The following is a 14558-nucleotide window of genomic DNA, read 5'->3' as shown; positions in this document are numbered from 1 at the left end:
GTGGGCGAAAGGCATTAGTCGCCGCCCGCGAAGAGTGTTGGATAGTTCATGAAGGTGGAAATGCTAACGACCGACTTCCTGGATCGGGCGGTCGATCTCTATTCGGACGTCGTCGGCGTGATCGCTCACGACGGTACCGAATACACGTACGGCGAGTTCGCCGAGCGGGTGAATCAGGTTTCGCATGCCCTGCGCGAGATGGGTGTCGAGCAGGGCGATCGGGTTGCGTTGCTCTCGCCGAACACGCATTATTTCCTCGAAACGCTGTACGGCGTCAACCAGCTCGGGGCCGTGTTCGTTCCGATGAACTACCTGCTGGTGCCAGACGATTTCGAGTACATCCTGAACGACTGCGAGGCTGACGTCGTCATCGCCGATCACGAGTACGCGGAGAACGTCGAGGTGGTGCGTGACTCGGTGCCCGCCGAGTCGTTCGTCGGCTACGAGGCCGACGCCATCGACGGCGACTGGCTGGATTACGAGGAGTGGCTTGCGGCTCAGCCGGCTGAACGGCCCGAACGGCCCGATACTTCCGAGGATGACGACGCCTCGATCAACTACACGTCGGGGACGACCGGCGATCCGAAAGGTGTCGTTCGGACCCATCGGACCGAGCACTGGCACGCGCTCGTCCTCAACCAGCACAAGGAGATCCGCGACGACGATACCTATCTCTGGACGTTGCCGATGTTCCACTGCAACGGCTGGGGCCACACCTACGCCATCACCGGGACGGGCGCGACCCACGTCTGCCAGCGCACGTTCGAGCCGGAGGGGACGCTCCGTCGCGTGCGCGAGTACGACGTTTCCTACATGTGTGGCGCGCCGACGGTGTTGAACCGGCTCATCGCCCACTACGACGAGAACCCCGACGTCGTGACGACCGGCGACCGCGACGTGCGCATCGCCACCGCCGGCAGCGCGCCCGCGACCGCCACCCTCTCCAGCATCGAGGACGACATCGGCTGGCGGGTCATCCATCTCTACGGACTGACCGAGACCGCGCCGCTGATCACTTCCTCGAACTCGCCACGGCGACTCGCCGAGCACGGGCGTGATCTCAAGGTGAAGCAGGGCAGCGAGGTGCTCGCCACCGACGTCAGGGTGGTCGACGACGATGGCCACGACGTGCCGCGCGACGGATCGACACTCGGTGAAATCGTCGTCAAGGGCAATCAGGTGATGGATCGCTATCTCAACAAGCCCGAGGCGACCGAGGAGGCGTTCACCGCCAAACTGCCGGGCTACTTCCATACTGGCGATCTCGCGACGATGGACGAGGACGGGATGGTGGCGATTCAGGATCGCGAGAAGGACATCATCATCTCCGGTGGCGAGAATGTCTCCTCGATCGCCGTCGAAGACGTCCTCTACGACCACCCCGACATCGCCAAGGCGGCCGTCATCCCCACGCCGAGCGACGAGTGGGGCGAGGCGGTGACGGCACTCGTGGTCGAGAAACCCGACGCCGAGCTCACGGGCGAAGCCGTCCGTGAGTTCGCCGGCGACCATCTCGCACGGTACAAGATCCCGAAGACCGTCGATTTCGTCGACGATCTGCCCGAGACCGCGACCGGCAAGGTCCAGAAATACGAACTCCGCGAGGACTACTGGGAGGACGAGGAACGACTCGTCGGACAGGGCTGAATCGGGCGAGGCCGAGCCGGTTCCCGAATTTTCAGACGAGCGATGTAAGGATTCGCGATTCGGCCTTTCGGAGATGTTCGTCGACCGTACTCGGCGCACAGTCGAGCGTGCCGGCGATGTCCTCGTGTGTTGCCTGTCGCGGCACCTCGTAGTAGCCGTTCTCGACGGCGGTCTCGAACACTTCGAGCTGGCGGTCGGTCAGCAGCGAGAGTACGTTTCGCTCGTCGGGCGAATACTCGCCGACCTGTTCGACGGTGATGCGCGTCTCCGCGGGCAGCTCTTCGAGCGCTTGCTGGAGCATCTCGTGAGTGCCGACGACGGTGATCCGGAGCCCACCCTCGACGAACGCCAGCGGCGGGACGACCATCAGGGCGTATTTCTGGGCGACGGACATCAGCTGGCCGGCGGGCTGGCCCGGCTTGACGTGGACGTAGAAGTGGAACGTCTCGCCCTCGACGGCGATCGACGAACACGAGAGTAGCTCCGGATGGCCGTCGAGGCGCGCTTGGAGCCTCTCTGGATCGCCACGGAGCCGGTAGAGCATCACACCCGTCCCGTTGGCGAGCGCGTTGACGTGGACGAGCGCCTCGCGCGTGACGCCGGGCGTCTCGATGATGACGCTATCGACGGGATGGATCGCCCCATCGTCGGGTTTGATCGTGAACTCGAAGTACCTCATGGCGCTCGTCCCATCATGCGTACTGATACCGGTCCGAACGATAGCCCTTTCGGATGGGACAGTATCGCCGTCGGCGGTCGGGCGTTCACGCGAGCCACTCGTCGGGCTTCGTGTCGTAATCGACGTCCGTCGCGGCGATCCCTTCGACCTCGCTCCACGGGAGATCCTCGACGGTAAACGACTCACCGTCGTAGCGGATGAGCTTGCCGCGCTCGTCGGGATCGGGTTCGCGCTCGCGGCGTTTCGCGACCTCGAGATCGTGATCGTCGAGCTCCTTGACGATCGTCTTGAGGTTCACCGGCCGTCCCCAGAGGTCGAACACGCGTTCGAGGGTCTGTCGCGCCTGCTCGACGTCGAGCATCACGCCGTTGTAGTGGTGGGCGAGCAGCAGCTCGTTGCGGTTGTTGTAGTTGCCGTCCTGCACAGTGATGGTGGGCTTGCCGAAGTTGGTGAACTGGAGCAGGAGCTTCTTCTTCACGTCCTCGTAGTCCGTCGAGGTCGCCCGGTAGTCGCCGGTCGCCTGCGTGTACTCGTAGGTGAAGTAGTCGTTGTCGTCGACGAACTCTTGCGAGAGGAACTCGTCGAGGAAGGTCACGTCGTTGTGGCTCTCGCGGATCTCGAACAGGCGGTTCCAGCCCGCCGCGTACTCGACGTCGGCGAGCGCCTCATCGACGTCGCTGTACCGCGAATCGTCGAACAGGTATCGCGAGATCCGTTCGAGTTCCTCGCGACTTGTCCGCTGGAGGAACCCGCTGTTCTGGGGTTTGGCGAGCGAGTAGTGGCGCTCGGCCATCCCCTCGTAGGTGAGCAGTTTCCAGGGATAGCGATCGACATCGATCTCGCCGTTTCTCGCGGCCGCGAGCGCCTCGCTGTCGACGCGCGGGTCGTCGGGATCGAACGCCGCGAGCCCATCGCCCGCGATCCGATCGATGACGGGATCGGGCGCGAGCGCCGCCGCGACGGTCTCGAAATCGACCACGTCGTGGAAGTTGCGCCACGTGATTCCCTCCACCCGAAGGAGGCGCTCGCAGACCTCGCGACGGTTGACCGAGTTCTCGATGTACTCCCAGAGCTCCTTGCCGAGCTTATATGGATTGAGCCCCGGGGAGGCGAGCACGCGCGCCTGATGGTCGGCGTAGCTCAGGAATTCATCAGTGCCTGCAAAATTCTCCTCGCCCATCATCATCGACTCCCAGTAGGCCGCCCAGCCCTCGTTCATCACCTTCGTCATCCGCTGGGCGGCGAAGTAGTAGGCCTCCCGACGGAGCAATTCTAAAACTGTGCGCTGCCACTCCTCCATCTCGACGGCCTTCTCGCGCTCCTCGTCGTAGGCCATCCCGTGACGGAAGAGGAAGGCGAGCAGATCGGGTTCGGGCTCGGGCGGGATCGCTCCCGAGGGCTCGTCCTCGCGCTGGGCTTCGAGCCAGTCGTCATCGAACACCTCGCTGACGACGTCGGCCCCGAGATCGAGCTCGTCGAGGCGGTCGGCGATGTCGTCGTCCTCGATCCTGGGAGCGTCCTCCGCGCTCGCGCTCTCGAACGCCCGATGGCGGTCGATGTTCGTTTCGAGACATTGGATCGTGTCGATCCAGCTCTCGACGGCCTCGCGCTCGATGTCGGGATCGCGCATGAACGCGGCGATCGCGTCGGCGTGTCGCGCGAGCATCGCCGCCGCGTCCGGCGTTCCGCCGCCGGTGAACAGGCCGAACCACTGGTTGTGCGCGAAGAAATCCGCGTGCGCCTCGACGTGGGTGATGACGGCCTTCTGGTCGGCAAGACTGTTCGATTCCTGGAGGAACGCGTGGGCAGGATCGTCGTTGTTGACGATCTCGAAGGCCTTCCCGCCGAGGAACTGGTTCTGTTTCTGCTGGCGGTCGTATTTCATCCCCCAGCGCCAGTGCGGATATCTGGTCTGGAACCCGTCGTAGGCGATGAGTTCGTTCATCTCGTCGTAGTCGACGATCCAGTAGTTCACGCGGTAGGGATCGAGTCCCAGTTTCCGGGCGAGGTTCGCGGCCTCGCTTACCGGCTCTTCGAGGCTCTCGGCCGCTCGCTGTGCGCTGATGCGATCATTCATTGTCGTCCTCGGTGTTCAGGATGGTCTCGATCGCGTCGACGACGTCACCCGGTCCGTTGACGTACGCGACGGCGACGTTGTCGCTACCGTGGAAGTGGCGTTCGACCTCCTCGGCGTGCGTTGCGTTGATCGCGTTGCCCGACGGCTGTGTCTCGACGTAGGCATGGAGGTTCGCGGGGATCGCCTCCATCTGCGGGATGACGTACTCCTCGGTGTCGTTCGAGGAGTTCTCGGAGTCACCCGCCGCGAACACGTATCTGTTCCAGTCGTTCCACGGGTATTCCTCGTCGAGGATCGCCGCTGCGAGCTCGTACGCGCTCGATATCTTGGTTCCTCCTCCAGAGCGGATGCCGAAGAACTCCTCGCGCTCGACGCGCCACGCCTCGGCGTCGTGGGCGATGTAGACGAATTCGGCGCGGTCGTATTTCCCGGTCAGATACCAGTCGAGCGGCGTGAACGTCCGCTCGACGAGTTCGCGCTTCTGCTCGCGCATCGAGCCCGACACGTCGCGGATGTTCACGACGACGACGTTCTTCTCGTGTTCCTCGACGATCTCGGGGTAGCGATAGCGCTCGTCCTCACGACGGAAGGGCACGTGATCGATCCCCTCCTTGCGGATGCGGGTGGCGGTGTCCTCGGCCTCGACGTTTCGCTCCATCGTCTCGATCGACGACCAGCGCGTGCGCTCGCTGGCCGCGAGTTTGGCGTACTCGTCGTCGAGCCACGCCCGCGAGACGGGCAGGTGCTTGGCGCGCGCCCACTCGAAGACGCTCTCGGGCCCCATCCCATCGACTCTGAGCGCCTCGCGGACGTACTTGCGATCGAAATCCATCGCGAGCTTGCGCTTCAGCCCCTCCTTGAACATCCGCTCGAAATCGAGCGTGCTGTTCGGTCCCGTCCTGCTGACGTCGGTGTAATCGCCCTCGGTCTCCTCGACGACGCGCTTGCCCTTCGGTTCGAGATCGAGTCCCAATCGCTCGTCGAGCTCCTGAGCGAACTCCTCGGGGTCCATCTCGTAATACTCGTGCTCGCCGCCCTCCTCGCCGGGGTCGCCCTCCTCGTCGCCCGGCTGTGGCTGGCCGACCGGCTGGCCCGGCTGGGGCGTGTCGCCGTCGCCCTGTCCGACGCCACCCTGATCGCGCTTGTCGTACTCGAAGCCCGGCAGGTCGATGATCTTCACGGGTACTCGCACCGACTCCGGGCCGCTCCCGCCGAGATCGCCGTACTGAATGAACTCCGCGAGGTCCTCGCGGCGATCCTCGCCGACCTCACGGTAGCGTTCGAGGTCCTCCCTCAGTCCCATCGGTAGCTCACCTGTCCCATGACGTGTCGGCTGGTCAGCTCGGCGCTCGCCTCGCTGTAGTCGAACAGTTCGACCATCTTCTCGATCGTCTGTTCCTTCAGTCGCGCCGTCTCGGTTCCACTGGGCGGGTCCTCCCACTGACGCGGGTCGAAGTCCTCGTAGGCCCGCTGGACGTCGTCCCAGTCGTGACTCCCGAGCACCGTGTCGATCACCGGGATCTCGGTGAGCGCGACGTCGCTCGCCCGGAATTCGTCGTCGCGGCTGTGCCACGCGTGCCGGTTGAGGGCGGTGATGATCTTCTCCATGCGGAACTCCCTGACCGCCGGCGAGGGCTGGCTGCCGTCGTAGCTCTCGGAGCCGAACCGTCCGAGATGCTCGGTCTCGAAGACCTTCATCACGAGCGGGTCGGGCTCCTCACGCTCGCCGCGGTCGTTCTCGACCTGTTCGTCCGCCGCCCACGCGTAGACGTGTTCGACGTACTCGGCGACGGTCGCCTCGTCGACGCGCTTGTCGTGCAGCAGCGCTTCGAGCACGTCCTCGCGCTGGCGCTCGAACAGCTGGTTTTTCACTTGGACGACGCGGCTCTCGAACTCGCCGCGCTCGGTCGTCGAGAACACCGGTGCTTCGGCCAGTTCGGCCGCCATCGCGTCCAGGACGTCCTGTGGCATGACGACGTCCTCGACGGGGAGATCGGCATGGTGACGCTCGCGCTCGGCGTACAGCAGATCGGCGATGACGTCGCGCGTGTAGGTGACGGGAACGCCGCTCTCGCCGTCAGCGCTGTCGTCGTCGAAATCGAACGCCTCGCGCTCGGTGCGCTCGTCGCCGTGCTGGAGATAGCCGCGGTCGAACAGCAGCGCCTTGTCGACGAGCTCCATCCCCGCCGGGAGGTCGTCGGCGTCGAGCCGCGTGACGACGCTGTAGAGCGCGGCCGCCCCGACCGCGTGCGGGGCAAGCTCGACCGTGGTGACGTCGTCGTCACCGCCCACCGCCACCGAGACCGGTTCGGCGATCTTCCGTTCGAGCGCCTCGTAGCTCTCGGCACGCCAGATCCCGGTCTCGTTCGCGAGTTCGCGACGGATGAGCTCGGCTTCGAGCGAGACGTTCGTCAGGTAGTCGAACTCGCGCCTGTCGAGGCGGCGTTTGAGCGCTTTCAATGGGTCGTCGGCGTTGCGTTCAGCGTGCTGGTTCAGCTGCGCCTCCAGATCGGGGTTCGAGATGATGATCATCTGCGTGTCGACGTCCATTCCGATCCCCTTGTCCAGCTTCACCGATCCCTCGTCGGGCACGTTGAGCAGCTTGCGAAGGAGGTCGGCGTGCTGGGCGGCGTCCTCGACGATCGTCAACAGGCCGTTGCCCTGCGAGAGCACGCCATCGTAGGAGAACGCCTGCGGGTTCTTGCGGCCTCGCGAATCGAGTTCGCGAACCATCCCGGCCATCCACGAGCCGACGAGCCGTTCCTTCGGCGAGCCGTCGTCCTCCGAATGGAGCACGCCGATGCCCTGCCCGACGTCGACGACGTAGTTCTTCACCCGAAGGTGGCGTCTGTCCGTCACGGCCGAGAACAGGTCTCGCACCCCGTCGCGGCGATAGCGCTCTTCGAGGAAATCGTAGGCCTCGCGACAGAACGGATCGAGGCGTCCCTCGACGTCGATCGGAATGTGATCGTCGCTACGTTCGTTGAGCGCGTCGACGATCTCCGCGCGCACCTCCGGCGGGAAGACGGTGAGCGGATGCGACTGGACGGGGCTCTCGTACCAATCGTCCTCATCGTCGCGGTACTCGCCGCCGTAGGTCAGCCCGGCCGACTCGCCGAGACCAGCGACGTTCCACTCGACGGTGTAGCGCCGGCCGGCGTCTGTCTTCGAGAACTCGCGCAGCCCGTTGATGAGACAGCGCTTGAGCTCCGATTTGCCCGTCGCTGTTGGTCCAGCGAGCCAGATGATCTTCTCGTCCTTGCCCCGGCCGGCGGCGATCGAGCGCAGGTCGTCGACGAACGCGTTGAGCACCTCGGTGTTGCCGAGGATCGCGTGCTCGCCGTCGTTGTGCGGGTCGTCGAAGAACCGGTAGCGTTCGGTCTCCTCGCCCTCCTCGATCACGGTTCTGGTCCCGGCAGCCTCGATGGCGGCGACAAGATATTTCGCGGCGTGGGCTGCGATTCGGGGCTGTGACAGCGCTGCATCCACGTACTCGGCGAGGCTCATCGGCTCCTCGTAGGTCTCTTGGAGCGCGCGGTCGGCCGCCGTGACGTAGCTCTCGCCGCTCTCTCGGTCACTCATCACTCGTCTTCCAGTTCGGTTTTGGCGACCTCGGCACCGGCGAATTCGAGCACCTCCTTGGCCCCACCACGGGTGTAGCCCTGTTCGATCAGCGCGTCGATCCACGCGCTGCGCTCCTCGTCGTCCATCTCCCCCGAGGACACCAGTGCCGAGAAGTTGATGTTGTGTTTCTTGTCCTCCCAGAGCTTGCGCTCCAGGGCCCGGCGCAGGCGGTCGTTGTCCTGCGGGTTGAACGTATCACCCTCGCGTGCGCGCCGCGAGACCCAGTTCGAGACCTCCTGACGAAAGTCGTCCTTCCGGTCCTCGGGCACGTCGAGTTTCTCCTCCACGGAGCGAAGAAAGGTCTCGTCGGGACCCTGTTCGCGCCCGGTGAGCTCGTCCTCGACGGTGTCGTCGTCGATGTAGGCCATCACGTGGTCCATGTACTTCTCGCCCTGGCGCTGGATCTCGTCGAGGTCGTACGCCAGCGCGTGGCGGACGTCCTCGATCGCGCGTTCTCTGTACTCCTCGCGGACGAGTTCGAGGTAGCGGTAGTAGGTGTCGAAGAGGTCCTCGGCGATCGAGCCGTGGTTCTCGAGGTTGCCCTCCAGGTGGTTGAACGTCGTCAACGGCGAGAGGAACCCTCGCTCCCTGTGCATCGAATCCATGATCGCCTCGGATATCTCGTCGCCGATGAACCGCGGGCTCACCCCCTCCATCCCCTCGCCGATCTCGGCCGTTCCGGTCGCCTCCTCGCGTAGCTTCTTGACGTCGACGTCCTCGGCCTCGTCGATCTCACCGTTGTATGCTTTGGCCTTCTGGAGGAGATCGACAGTCCCGGAGTCGGGTTCCTCGATCCGGGTGAGCACGCCGAACAGCCCCGCCATCTCCAGGGTATGGGGTTCGACGTGGATGTCGGGCACGTCGGCGTTCGCGAGCATCTTCCGGTAGATGTTCGCCTCCTCGTCGTACTGGAGCACGTAGGGGAAGTCGATCCGTTTCGTCCGGTCGTTGAACGCCTCCATCTTCTCGTCGCCCTTCTTCTCCTTGTACTCGGGCATGTTCGTCCGCCCGACGATCACCTGGTCGATATCCATCCGCGGGTTGCTCTTCGGTTTGATCGTCATCTCCTGGGTGGCGTGGAGGAAGTCGTAGAGGAACTCCCGCTGGAGCTTCAGGAGCTCCTCGCCGGAGAAGATGCCGCGATTGGCGTTACAGAACGCACCCGAGTAGTCGAAGGCTCTCGGATCGGACTCACCGTAGACCGCGATCTTCGAGTAGTTGACGTCGCCGGTGAGTTCGGTCTCGTCCTGGTTTTTCTTGTCTTTCGGCTCGAAGGTCTCGATCGCCTGGCGCTTGTTCTCGTCGGCAGTGAGTCTGATGACCTCGACGTGGTTTTCGAGCACCTGCTGGAGGTCGTCGTCGTAGTAGCCGAGCAGGGAATCCATGTAGAACTCGCTCGCGGGGTCGAGCGACTGCTCGTTCTGGATGGTGTAGGGCGCATCGAGGCGCTCGTTCAACTCCTCGACGACGCGCTTGCGCTGGTCGAGCGGGAGGAGCACCAGCGGGTCTTGGTTCATCGGCGAACGGACGACATCGTCGGACGGGTCCTGGTCGGCGATCACGTCGGCCAGGTTCGTCCAGCGGAAGGTGTACATCCGCCCGTCCTCGCGCATCGTGTAGTCCTCGAAGTAGCGCCTGACCTGCCGGTCGAAATCGGACTTCCCGGAGCCGACCGGTCCGAGAAGCAGTTTGATGCGTCGTTCCGGCCCGAGCCCGCGCGCGCCGGATTTGGCCTTGTTGACGAACTCGTGGATGGCCTCGTGGATCTCGCGGCCGTAGAAGGTGTTCTCGCCCTCGCCGAGCGGATCCTCGGAGGCGAGATGGTACTCGACGACGCCCGTCTCCTCGTCGTAGTCGCTGCCGTAGAAGTCGAACATGTCCGCGACGCGTTGGTGGGCGTTGCGAGCGATCGCTGGCTCCTCGCGGAGTTCGTCCAGATACCACTGGAACGTGCGTGCCGTGCGGAGGTCGGTCGGGATCGATGCACGGTACTCCTCGCTGAGCGCTTCGAGCGTGTTGGTGTCGCCTGACATTGTTGTATCTCTCTCGCGGGAGCCACGCGCGGGCTCACCGCGGTAGTCGTCCGTGTCGGTCGTGGGCGGCGCATCGAGATCGGCGAGCCGTACCGGAGGTTCGCGGCAGCGTACCGCGGTAGCATGACCCACCAATACTAGTAGGAGAAAAAGGATTAACACATATAACTGTTGCCCTTACTTCTGCCATATTTCCCCACAATCCCCGTACGCAACGCCCGCACCGACCGCCGAGGATTTGGGCGCTCGCCACCGAGAGCGCCCATGAGCGAGTTCGACGCGCTGCCCGACTCCTGGACGATCTGGAACGAGAGCGCCGACCAGTGCATCCTCGTCTTCCGCCCCGACGTCTTCGACAGCCACGAGTTCCCCGCGCCCTGCCTGCCGACGCTCTATCTGACTCACGGCCGGCGCTCGCGCCGCCCCGGCAGCGAACTCGATCCCGACCCGACCGATCCGTGGGTCGTCACGCTGTTTCTGGAACCGGAGATCGACCGCGACGCCGAACACTACGACGCCAGGACGGACGCCGTCGCCGGAACCATCGCGCTCGCCGAGCGGTTCGCCGACGGCGAGATCGACTATCGAGCGCTCTATCAGGTGCCCCGCGAGGATTACTTCGAGAAACTCGACGAGCTCACGGGGGAGTGATGCCGCCGAGACGTGTTTCTTATTCGCGTTCGCAGCGTAGAACGGGCCATGTCACAGGTCACGCTCGTCGGCACGCGTCTCGCCGACGTCGGCACCGAGTTCACCTACGAGGGCGAAGCCAGCGCCTGTGAAGGCTGTCCCTATCGCGAGCAGTGTCTCAACCTCACCGAGGGAACGAAATACCGCGTCACGAGCGTCCGCGAGAACACCCAGACCCTCGAATGTGGCGTCCACGACACCGGCGTCCAGGCGGTCGAGGTCGAGCCCGCACCCGTGATGGCGAACGTGTCGCCGAAAAGCGCCTACGCGGGCAGCAAGGCGAAACTCGACGGCCCCTGTCCCCACACCGGCTGTCCGAGCCACGAATACTGCGAGCCGGCCGGCGCGGCGTTCGACACCGAATATCGCATTCAAGAGGTCATCGGCGACCCGCCACACGACTACTGCCATCTCGATCGCGAGCTCTCGCTCGTCGAGTTCGCACCGGCCGAGGAGTAGCTACCGCGGCGTTTCCGGCCGGTCGCGCTCGTCGCCGGCGGCCGACCCACCCAATCGTCCGTCGAGCTCCGCGGCGTAGCCGAACTCGTTTTCGTAGCCATAGGGCGACATCAACACGGGATAGAACGGTTCGTCGGCGACGAGCTCTTCTCCATCGATCGTCGCGTAGGTCTCGCCGGCGGCGACGCGCTCGAAGTTCGTCGCCGGCACGTCGTAAGCTTCGGCTGCACCCTTTGGGATGAGGTGGGTGAGTCGGTACAGCGGCACGCCCTCGTTGTGTGGCTCGCCGCCGGGGAGCGCGCCGAGCGCCGCGAGGAACTCCTCGGCGATCATGCTGGCGTGCTCGGTGGCCCCCGCGGAGCCCTGATAGCCACACTCGACCTCGATGACGGGTTCGTGTTCGATCAGTCGGCCCTCGGTGAACGCGCTCGTGTCGACGGCTGCATCGAGGGTGAGATACGGACAGATCGATTGGGCAAGCGCCATCGTCTCCTCGGCGAGCACGGCGAAGGTGCCCGTGTAGGATTGGGTCGAATGCATCGAGAGGGTCGTACAGCCCTTGAGCTCCGCCAACAGGGCCGCCGCGAGTCGCTCCTCGTGGGTGTCGGCGTCGGGAGCGCCCGGGAACACCCGGTTGAGGTCGGCGTCGGTGTAGCGCACGTCACGGTCGAGCGCCTCCTCGTTGGCGACGATACATTTGACGGGTCGCTCGACGTCGGGATCTCGCTCGATGAGCTGTTCGACCGCGCGCACGCCACACGGCTCGTCGCCGTGAATGCCACCGACGACGGCGATCTCCGGCTCGCCGTCGCCCAACTGCTCGATTCGCATCTACCCACACTACTCACCCACCCTTTTTGAGTGCCGCGGTACCCGGATGGGCGGTCAGTCGAGTGCCGCCACGTACTCGCGATCCACTGGGCGTGCTATCGGCGATTCGCCGTCGAGACGGATCGTCCAGCCCTCCAGGGCGCTCGGTTCCTCCAGCGCGTTCGTCAGGGTCGTGCGAACGTCGAGCAGATCGACCCCGTAGAAGTCGTTTGGCACGCCGACGAAGTAGTCGAGTGCCGTCCGAAAGAGCGAGCGCATCCCCGCTTCGTCGACGGCTTCGCCGTCTGCTCGTTGCGTCTCCGACGCAACGGTGTCCTCGAAATCGAACTTTTTGTGCGCGCCCGCCGCGACCTGGACCATCCCGTGCAGGAACTTCGATTCAGTGTTTCCGCTGCCGTAGTTGTACCACTCAGCCTCGAAACAATCGTGCGAGTCGTGGAACTCGCCCGAATTGTAGAGGCGCACGCCGTGATCGAGCGCTCGCCGGAGGGTGGCGTGTTCCCACTGCCCGCCCGCAACGCCGTCCCGTTCGCCGTCACCAGCGACCGTGCCGGCCGGATGCCACCCGGCCGGGTTTCCACGTGGCGGCCCCACGGAGGGGTCGCGGGTGTGGTCGTCCATACTCGCCCTCCGGCGAGCGGCTGCCTAACGCTTGCGCCGCCGTCCGCAACGCTTTAACGCTCGCCACAGCCAGGGAAAACTGCGTGCGAGGGTAGCCAAGTCTGGAAACGGCGGCGGATTCAAGCTCCGCTCCTGTAGAGGTCCACGGGTTCAAATCCTGTCCCTCGCACTGCGTGCCGTATCGTGTGGCACGTGCGCGCCTGCTGGCGCGAAAAGTGCGGGCAAGATGGAGCGTCTTGCCCTCGCAACTACTGTTTCAAAACCTCACTCGGCAGGTTCGACTGCGACGATCGCGCCGACTTCCTCGAAGCCGCCGTCGTCGCGCTCGCGGCCGACGACGATTTCGTCGGTGTCGGAGCCGCCGGCGACGATGCGGTGTTCGCGATCCCCGTCGAGCGGTGTGGCAACCCCCTGGAACTCTTCCTGAAAGAACTCGGCGCTCTGCATCTCGAAGGTCGCCGTCGAGTCGTCGGCGAAGGTCACGTGGACGGGGTCGGGCGCGATGTTGTGGATTCGTTTCGCGAGTGTGTTCATCGGCGGAGGGAGGCGGGGCGTGGCCGTAAAGCCATCCATTGCCGAGAGCGACGCGCCCAATCGGAACCGTCAAACGGCGGGCGTGTACCCACCCGAACATGGCTTCGATAGCGGACCGGGTCGACCCCGTGCGGGCGTGGCTCGCGGCGGCCGTCGTGGGCGTCCTCGCCATCGCCGCCGGGGCGCTCGCCTTCCCGCGGGCGGTCTATACGAACTTTCTCTGGAAATACTTCTGGGGGCCGATCGACGCCGACGCCCACAACGCCCTCTGTGCAGTCCGTGCCGATGGAGTGGTCCGCCGCTTCGCCGAAAGCGAGACCTGCCGCGCGGCCGCGGCACAGGGCCTCACCGTCGCCGAGCCGGGCTACACGCTCGTCTCCGAGGCCGGTTACGCCATCGTCCTGCTGTTCATGCTCGCCGGCGTGCTCCTACTGGTGCGCCGGCTCGGCATCGGCACCGACAGTCGACTCTTCTTCGCGCTGATCCCGTTCACGCTGTTCGGGGGTGCGCTCCGAGTGGTCGAGGACGCCAACGACGCCGTCCCCGCCGACGCGACCGCCGCCATCTCCTATCCCGCGAACGCGCTCATCATCAGCCCCGTCATCTATCTCACCGTCTTCGTCGTCACGCTCGTAGCCATCCTCCTCAGCCTCCGCCTCGCCCGCCGTGACGTCATCTCCGAGTTCGAACCGGCGCTCGCCGGGATGGGCACGATCGCACTCGTCGTGACGCTCGCCTATCTCGCCTTTCTTTCCTACTCGACCGAGTTCGTCGCCTTCTACCCGCAGATGCTCGTGCTCACGCTCGCCATCGCCTCGGGGCTCGCCGTCGGCATCTACTACGCGATCGACCGACTCGCACCGGCGCTCAACGCCGGCACCGGGTTCATCGGGCTAGCGATCCTCTGGGCGCAGGCGGTCGACGGCGTGGCGAACGTGCTGGCTTCGGACTGGGCGCAGGCAATCGGGCTCCCCTTCCAGTACAGCGCGAAACACCCGATCAACGCCATCATCGTCGGTGCCACCACGACGGTCTTCCCCCCGTCGATCATCGACGTCATCGGCGACTCCTGGCCGTTCCTGCTCGTGAAGCTCGTCCTCGCCACCGGCGTCATCTGGCTGTTCGACGAGACGATCTTCGAGGAGAGCCCGCGCTACTCCTACCTGCTGATGCTCGCGGTGCTCGTCGTCGGGCTCGGGCCCGGGACCCGTGACATGCTCCGGGCGACGTTCGGTATCTAAAACCCACTTTTTTAGACGGGGTTCGAGGCGAGCGAACGGGGTGAGCGAGCCGAGGACCCCGACTAAAAACCTGTCTTCGTGAGCCGAAGGCGAACGAAGGCTCGGAAGAGCGGAGCTCTTCC

Annotated in this window: 12 protein-coding genes and 1 tRNA gene; 5 read left to right on the top strand and 8 right to left on the bottom strand. The window is 64.9% G+C overall.

Annotated elements, in window-relative coordinates; genetic code table 11:
• Nucleotides 1-48: 48 nt before the first annotated feature.
• On the top strand, nucleotides 49-1647 hold the full coding sequence (locus MUK72_RS08665; protein WP_244698987.1) for a long-chain-fatty-acid--CoA ligase: 1599 nt from the start codon (nucleotides 49-51) through the stop codon (nucleotides 1645-1647).
• Nucleotides 1648-1678: 31 nt separating this feature from the next.
• On the opposite strand, the gene MUK72_RS08660 is transcribed toward MUK72_RS08665, so the two are convergent.
• The 5 genes from MUK72_RS08660 to MUK72_RS08640 form a co-directional block, all read right to left on the bottom strand.
• On the bottom strand, nucleotides 1679-2326 hold the full coding sequence (locus MUK72_RS08660; RefSeq protein ID WP_244698985.1) for a helix-turn-helix domain-containing protein: 648 nt from the start codon (nucleotides 2324-2326) through the stop codon (nucleotides 1679-1681).
• Between the two features lie 85 nt (nucleotides 2327-2411).
• Nucleotides 2412-4403, bottom strand: coding sequence for a SpoVR family protein (locus MUK72_RS08655; protein ID WP_244698981.1), 1992 nt, complete (start codon nucleotides 4401-4403; stop codon nucleotides 2412-2414).
• Nucleotides 4396-5706 (bottom strand): YeaH/YhbH family protein, encoded by a 1311-nt coding sequence (locus MUK72_RS08650; RefSeq protein ID WP_244698978.1) that lies wholly within the window; start codon nucleotides 5704-5706, stop codon nucleotides 4396-4398. Before MUK72_RS08650 ends, MUK72_RS08655 begins: the two co-directional genes overlap by 8 nt.
• Nucleotides 5697-7985 carry a PrkA family serine protein kinase gene (locus MUK72_RS08645; protein WP_244698975.1) on the bottom strand — a complete coding sequence of 763 codons (2289 nt, stop codon included), beginning with the start codon at nucleotides 7983-7985 and terminating at the stop codon, nucleotides 5697-5699. Before MUK72_RS08645 ends, MUK72_RS08650 begins: the two co-directional genes overlap by 10 nt.
• Entirely contained in the window at nucleotides 7985-10060 is a 2076-nt protein-coding gene (locus MUK72_RS08640; protein WP_244698970.1) for a PrkA family serine protein kinase, read from the bottom strand. The genes MUK72_RS08645 and MUK72_RS08640 overlap by 1 nt, the downstream gene beginning before the upstream one ends.
• A gap of 264 nt (nucleotides 10061-10324) precedes the next feature.
• Here MUK72_RS08640 and MUK72_RS08635 point away from each other — a divergent pair, with 264 nt between their 5' ends.
• A complete protein-coding gene (locus MUK72_RS08635) occupies nucleotides 10325-10711 on the top strand; it encodes a DUF5820 family protein (RefSeq protein WP_244698968.1) in 387 nt (128 codons plus the stop codon).
• A 48-nt stretch (nucleotides 10712-10759) separates the two neighbouring features.
• The gene (locus tag MUK72_RS08630; RefSeq protein WP_004056053.1) at nucleotides 10760-11209 is read left to right on the top strand and encodes a UPF0179 family protein; all 450 of its coding nucleotides are present in this window, start codon (nucleotides 10760-10762) and stop codon (nucleotides 11207-11209) included.
• On the opposite strand, the gene MUK72_RS08625 is transcribed toward MUK72_RS08630, so the two are convergent.
• A complete protein-coding gene (locus tag MUK72_RS08625) occupies nucleotides 11210-12040 on the bottom strand; it encodes a M14 family metallopeptidase (RefSeq protein ID WP_244698965.1) in 831 nt (276 codons plus the stop codon). It abuts the gene before it with no gap.
• Between the two features lie 54 nt (nucleotides 12041-12094).
• Entirely contained in the window at nucleotides 12095-12661 is a 567-nt protein-coding gene (locus MUK72_RS08620) for a DUF309 domain-containing protein (protein ID WP_244698962.1), read from the bottom strand.
• Between the two features lie 85 nt (nucleotides 12662-12746).
• Between MUK72_RS08620 and MUK72_RS08615 the strand changes: the two genes are divergently transcribed.
• Nucleotides 12747-12830: transfer RNA gene (locus tag MUK72_RS08615), tRNA-Leu, on the top strand.
• Between the two features lie 95 nt (nucleotides 12831-12925).
• On the opposite strand, the gene MUK72_RS08610 is transcribed toward MUK72_RS08615, so the two are convergent.
• Complete coding sequence (locus MUK72_RS08610) at nucleotides 12926-13195, bottom strand: DUF8072 family protein (RefSeq protein WP_244698959.1); 270 nt, start codon at nucleotides 13193-13195, stop codon at nucleotides 12926-12928.
• A gap of 98 nt (nucleotides 13196-13293) precedes the next feature.
• On the opposite strand from MUK72_RS08610, the gene MUK72_RS08605 reads away from it, so the two are divergent.
• Entirely contained in the window at nucleotides 13294-14436 is a 1143-nt protein-coding gene (locus MUK72_RS08605) for a DUF63 family protein (RefSeq protein ID WP_244698956.1), read from the top strand.
• Nucleotides 14437-14558: the final 122 nt, after the last annotated feature.

This window comes from Halococcus dombrowskii (assembly GCF_022870485.1).
Classification (GTDB): Archaea; Halobacteriota; Halobacteria; order Halobacteriales; family Halococcaceae; genus Halococcus; species Halococcus morrhuae.
This window is presented reverse-complemented; position numbering and strand designations above follow the sequence as displayed.

What these genes read in the sequence shown, in the direction of transcription:
- MUK72_RS08665 (WP_244698987.1), top strand. Translation starts at nt 49, where the DNA reads ATGAAGGTGGAAATGCTAACGACCGACTTCCTGGATCGGGCGGTCGAT.
- MUK72_RS08660 (WP_244698985.1), bottom strand. Translation starts at nt 2,326, where the DNA reads ATGAGGTACTTCGAGTTCACGATCAAACCCGACGATGGGGCGATCCAT.
- MUK72_RS08655 (WP_244698981.1), bottom strand. Translation starts at nt 4,403, where the DNA reads ATGAATGATCGCATCAGCGCACAGCGAGCGGCCGAGAGCCTCGAAGAG.
- MUK72_RS08650 (WP_244698978.1), bottom strand. Translation starts at nt 5,706, where the DNA reads ATGGGACTGAGGGAGGACCTCGAACGCTACCGTGAGGTCGGCGAGGAT.
- MUK72_RS08645 (WP_244698975.1), bottom strand. Translation starts at nt 7,985, where the DNA reads ATGAGTGACCGAGAGAGCGGCGAGAGCTACGTCACGGCGGCCGACCGC.
- MUK72_RS08640 (WP_244698970.1), bottom strand. Translation starts at nt 10,060, where the DNA reads ATGTCAGGCGACACCAACACGCTCGAAGCGCTCAGCGAGGAGTACCGT.
- MUK72_RS08635 (WP_244698968.1), top strand. Translation starts at nt 10,325, where the DNA reads ATGAGCGAGTTCGACGCGCTGCCCGACTCCTGGACGATCTGGAACGAG.
- MUK72_RS08630 (WP_004056053.1), top strand. Translation starts at nt 10,760, where the DNA reads ATGTCACAGGTCACGCTCGTCGGCACGCGTCTCGCCGACGTCGGCACC.
- MUK72_RS08625 (WP_244698965.1), bottom strand. Translation starts at nt 12,040, where the DNA reads ATGCGAATCGAGCAGTTGGGCGACGGCGAGCCGGAGATCGCCGTCGTC.
- MUK72_RS08620 (WP_244698962.1), bottom strand. Translation starts at nt 12,661, where the DNA reads ATGGACGACCACACCCGCGACCCCTCCGTGGGGCCGCCACGTGGAAAC.
- MUK72_RS08610 (WP_244698959.1), bottom strand. Translation starts at nt 13,195, where the DNA reads ATGAACACACTCGCGAAACGAATCCACAACATCGCGCCCGACCCCGTC.
- MUK72_RS08605 (WP_244698956.1), top strand. Translation starts at nt 13,294, where the DNA reads ATGGCTTCGATAGCGGACCGGGTCGACCCCGTGCGGGCGTGGCTCGCG.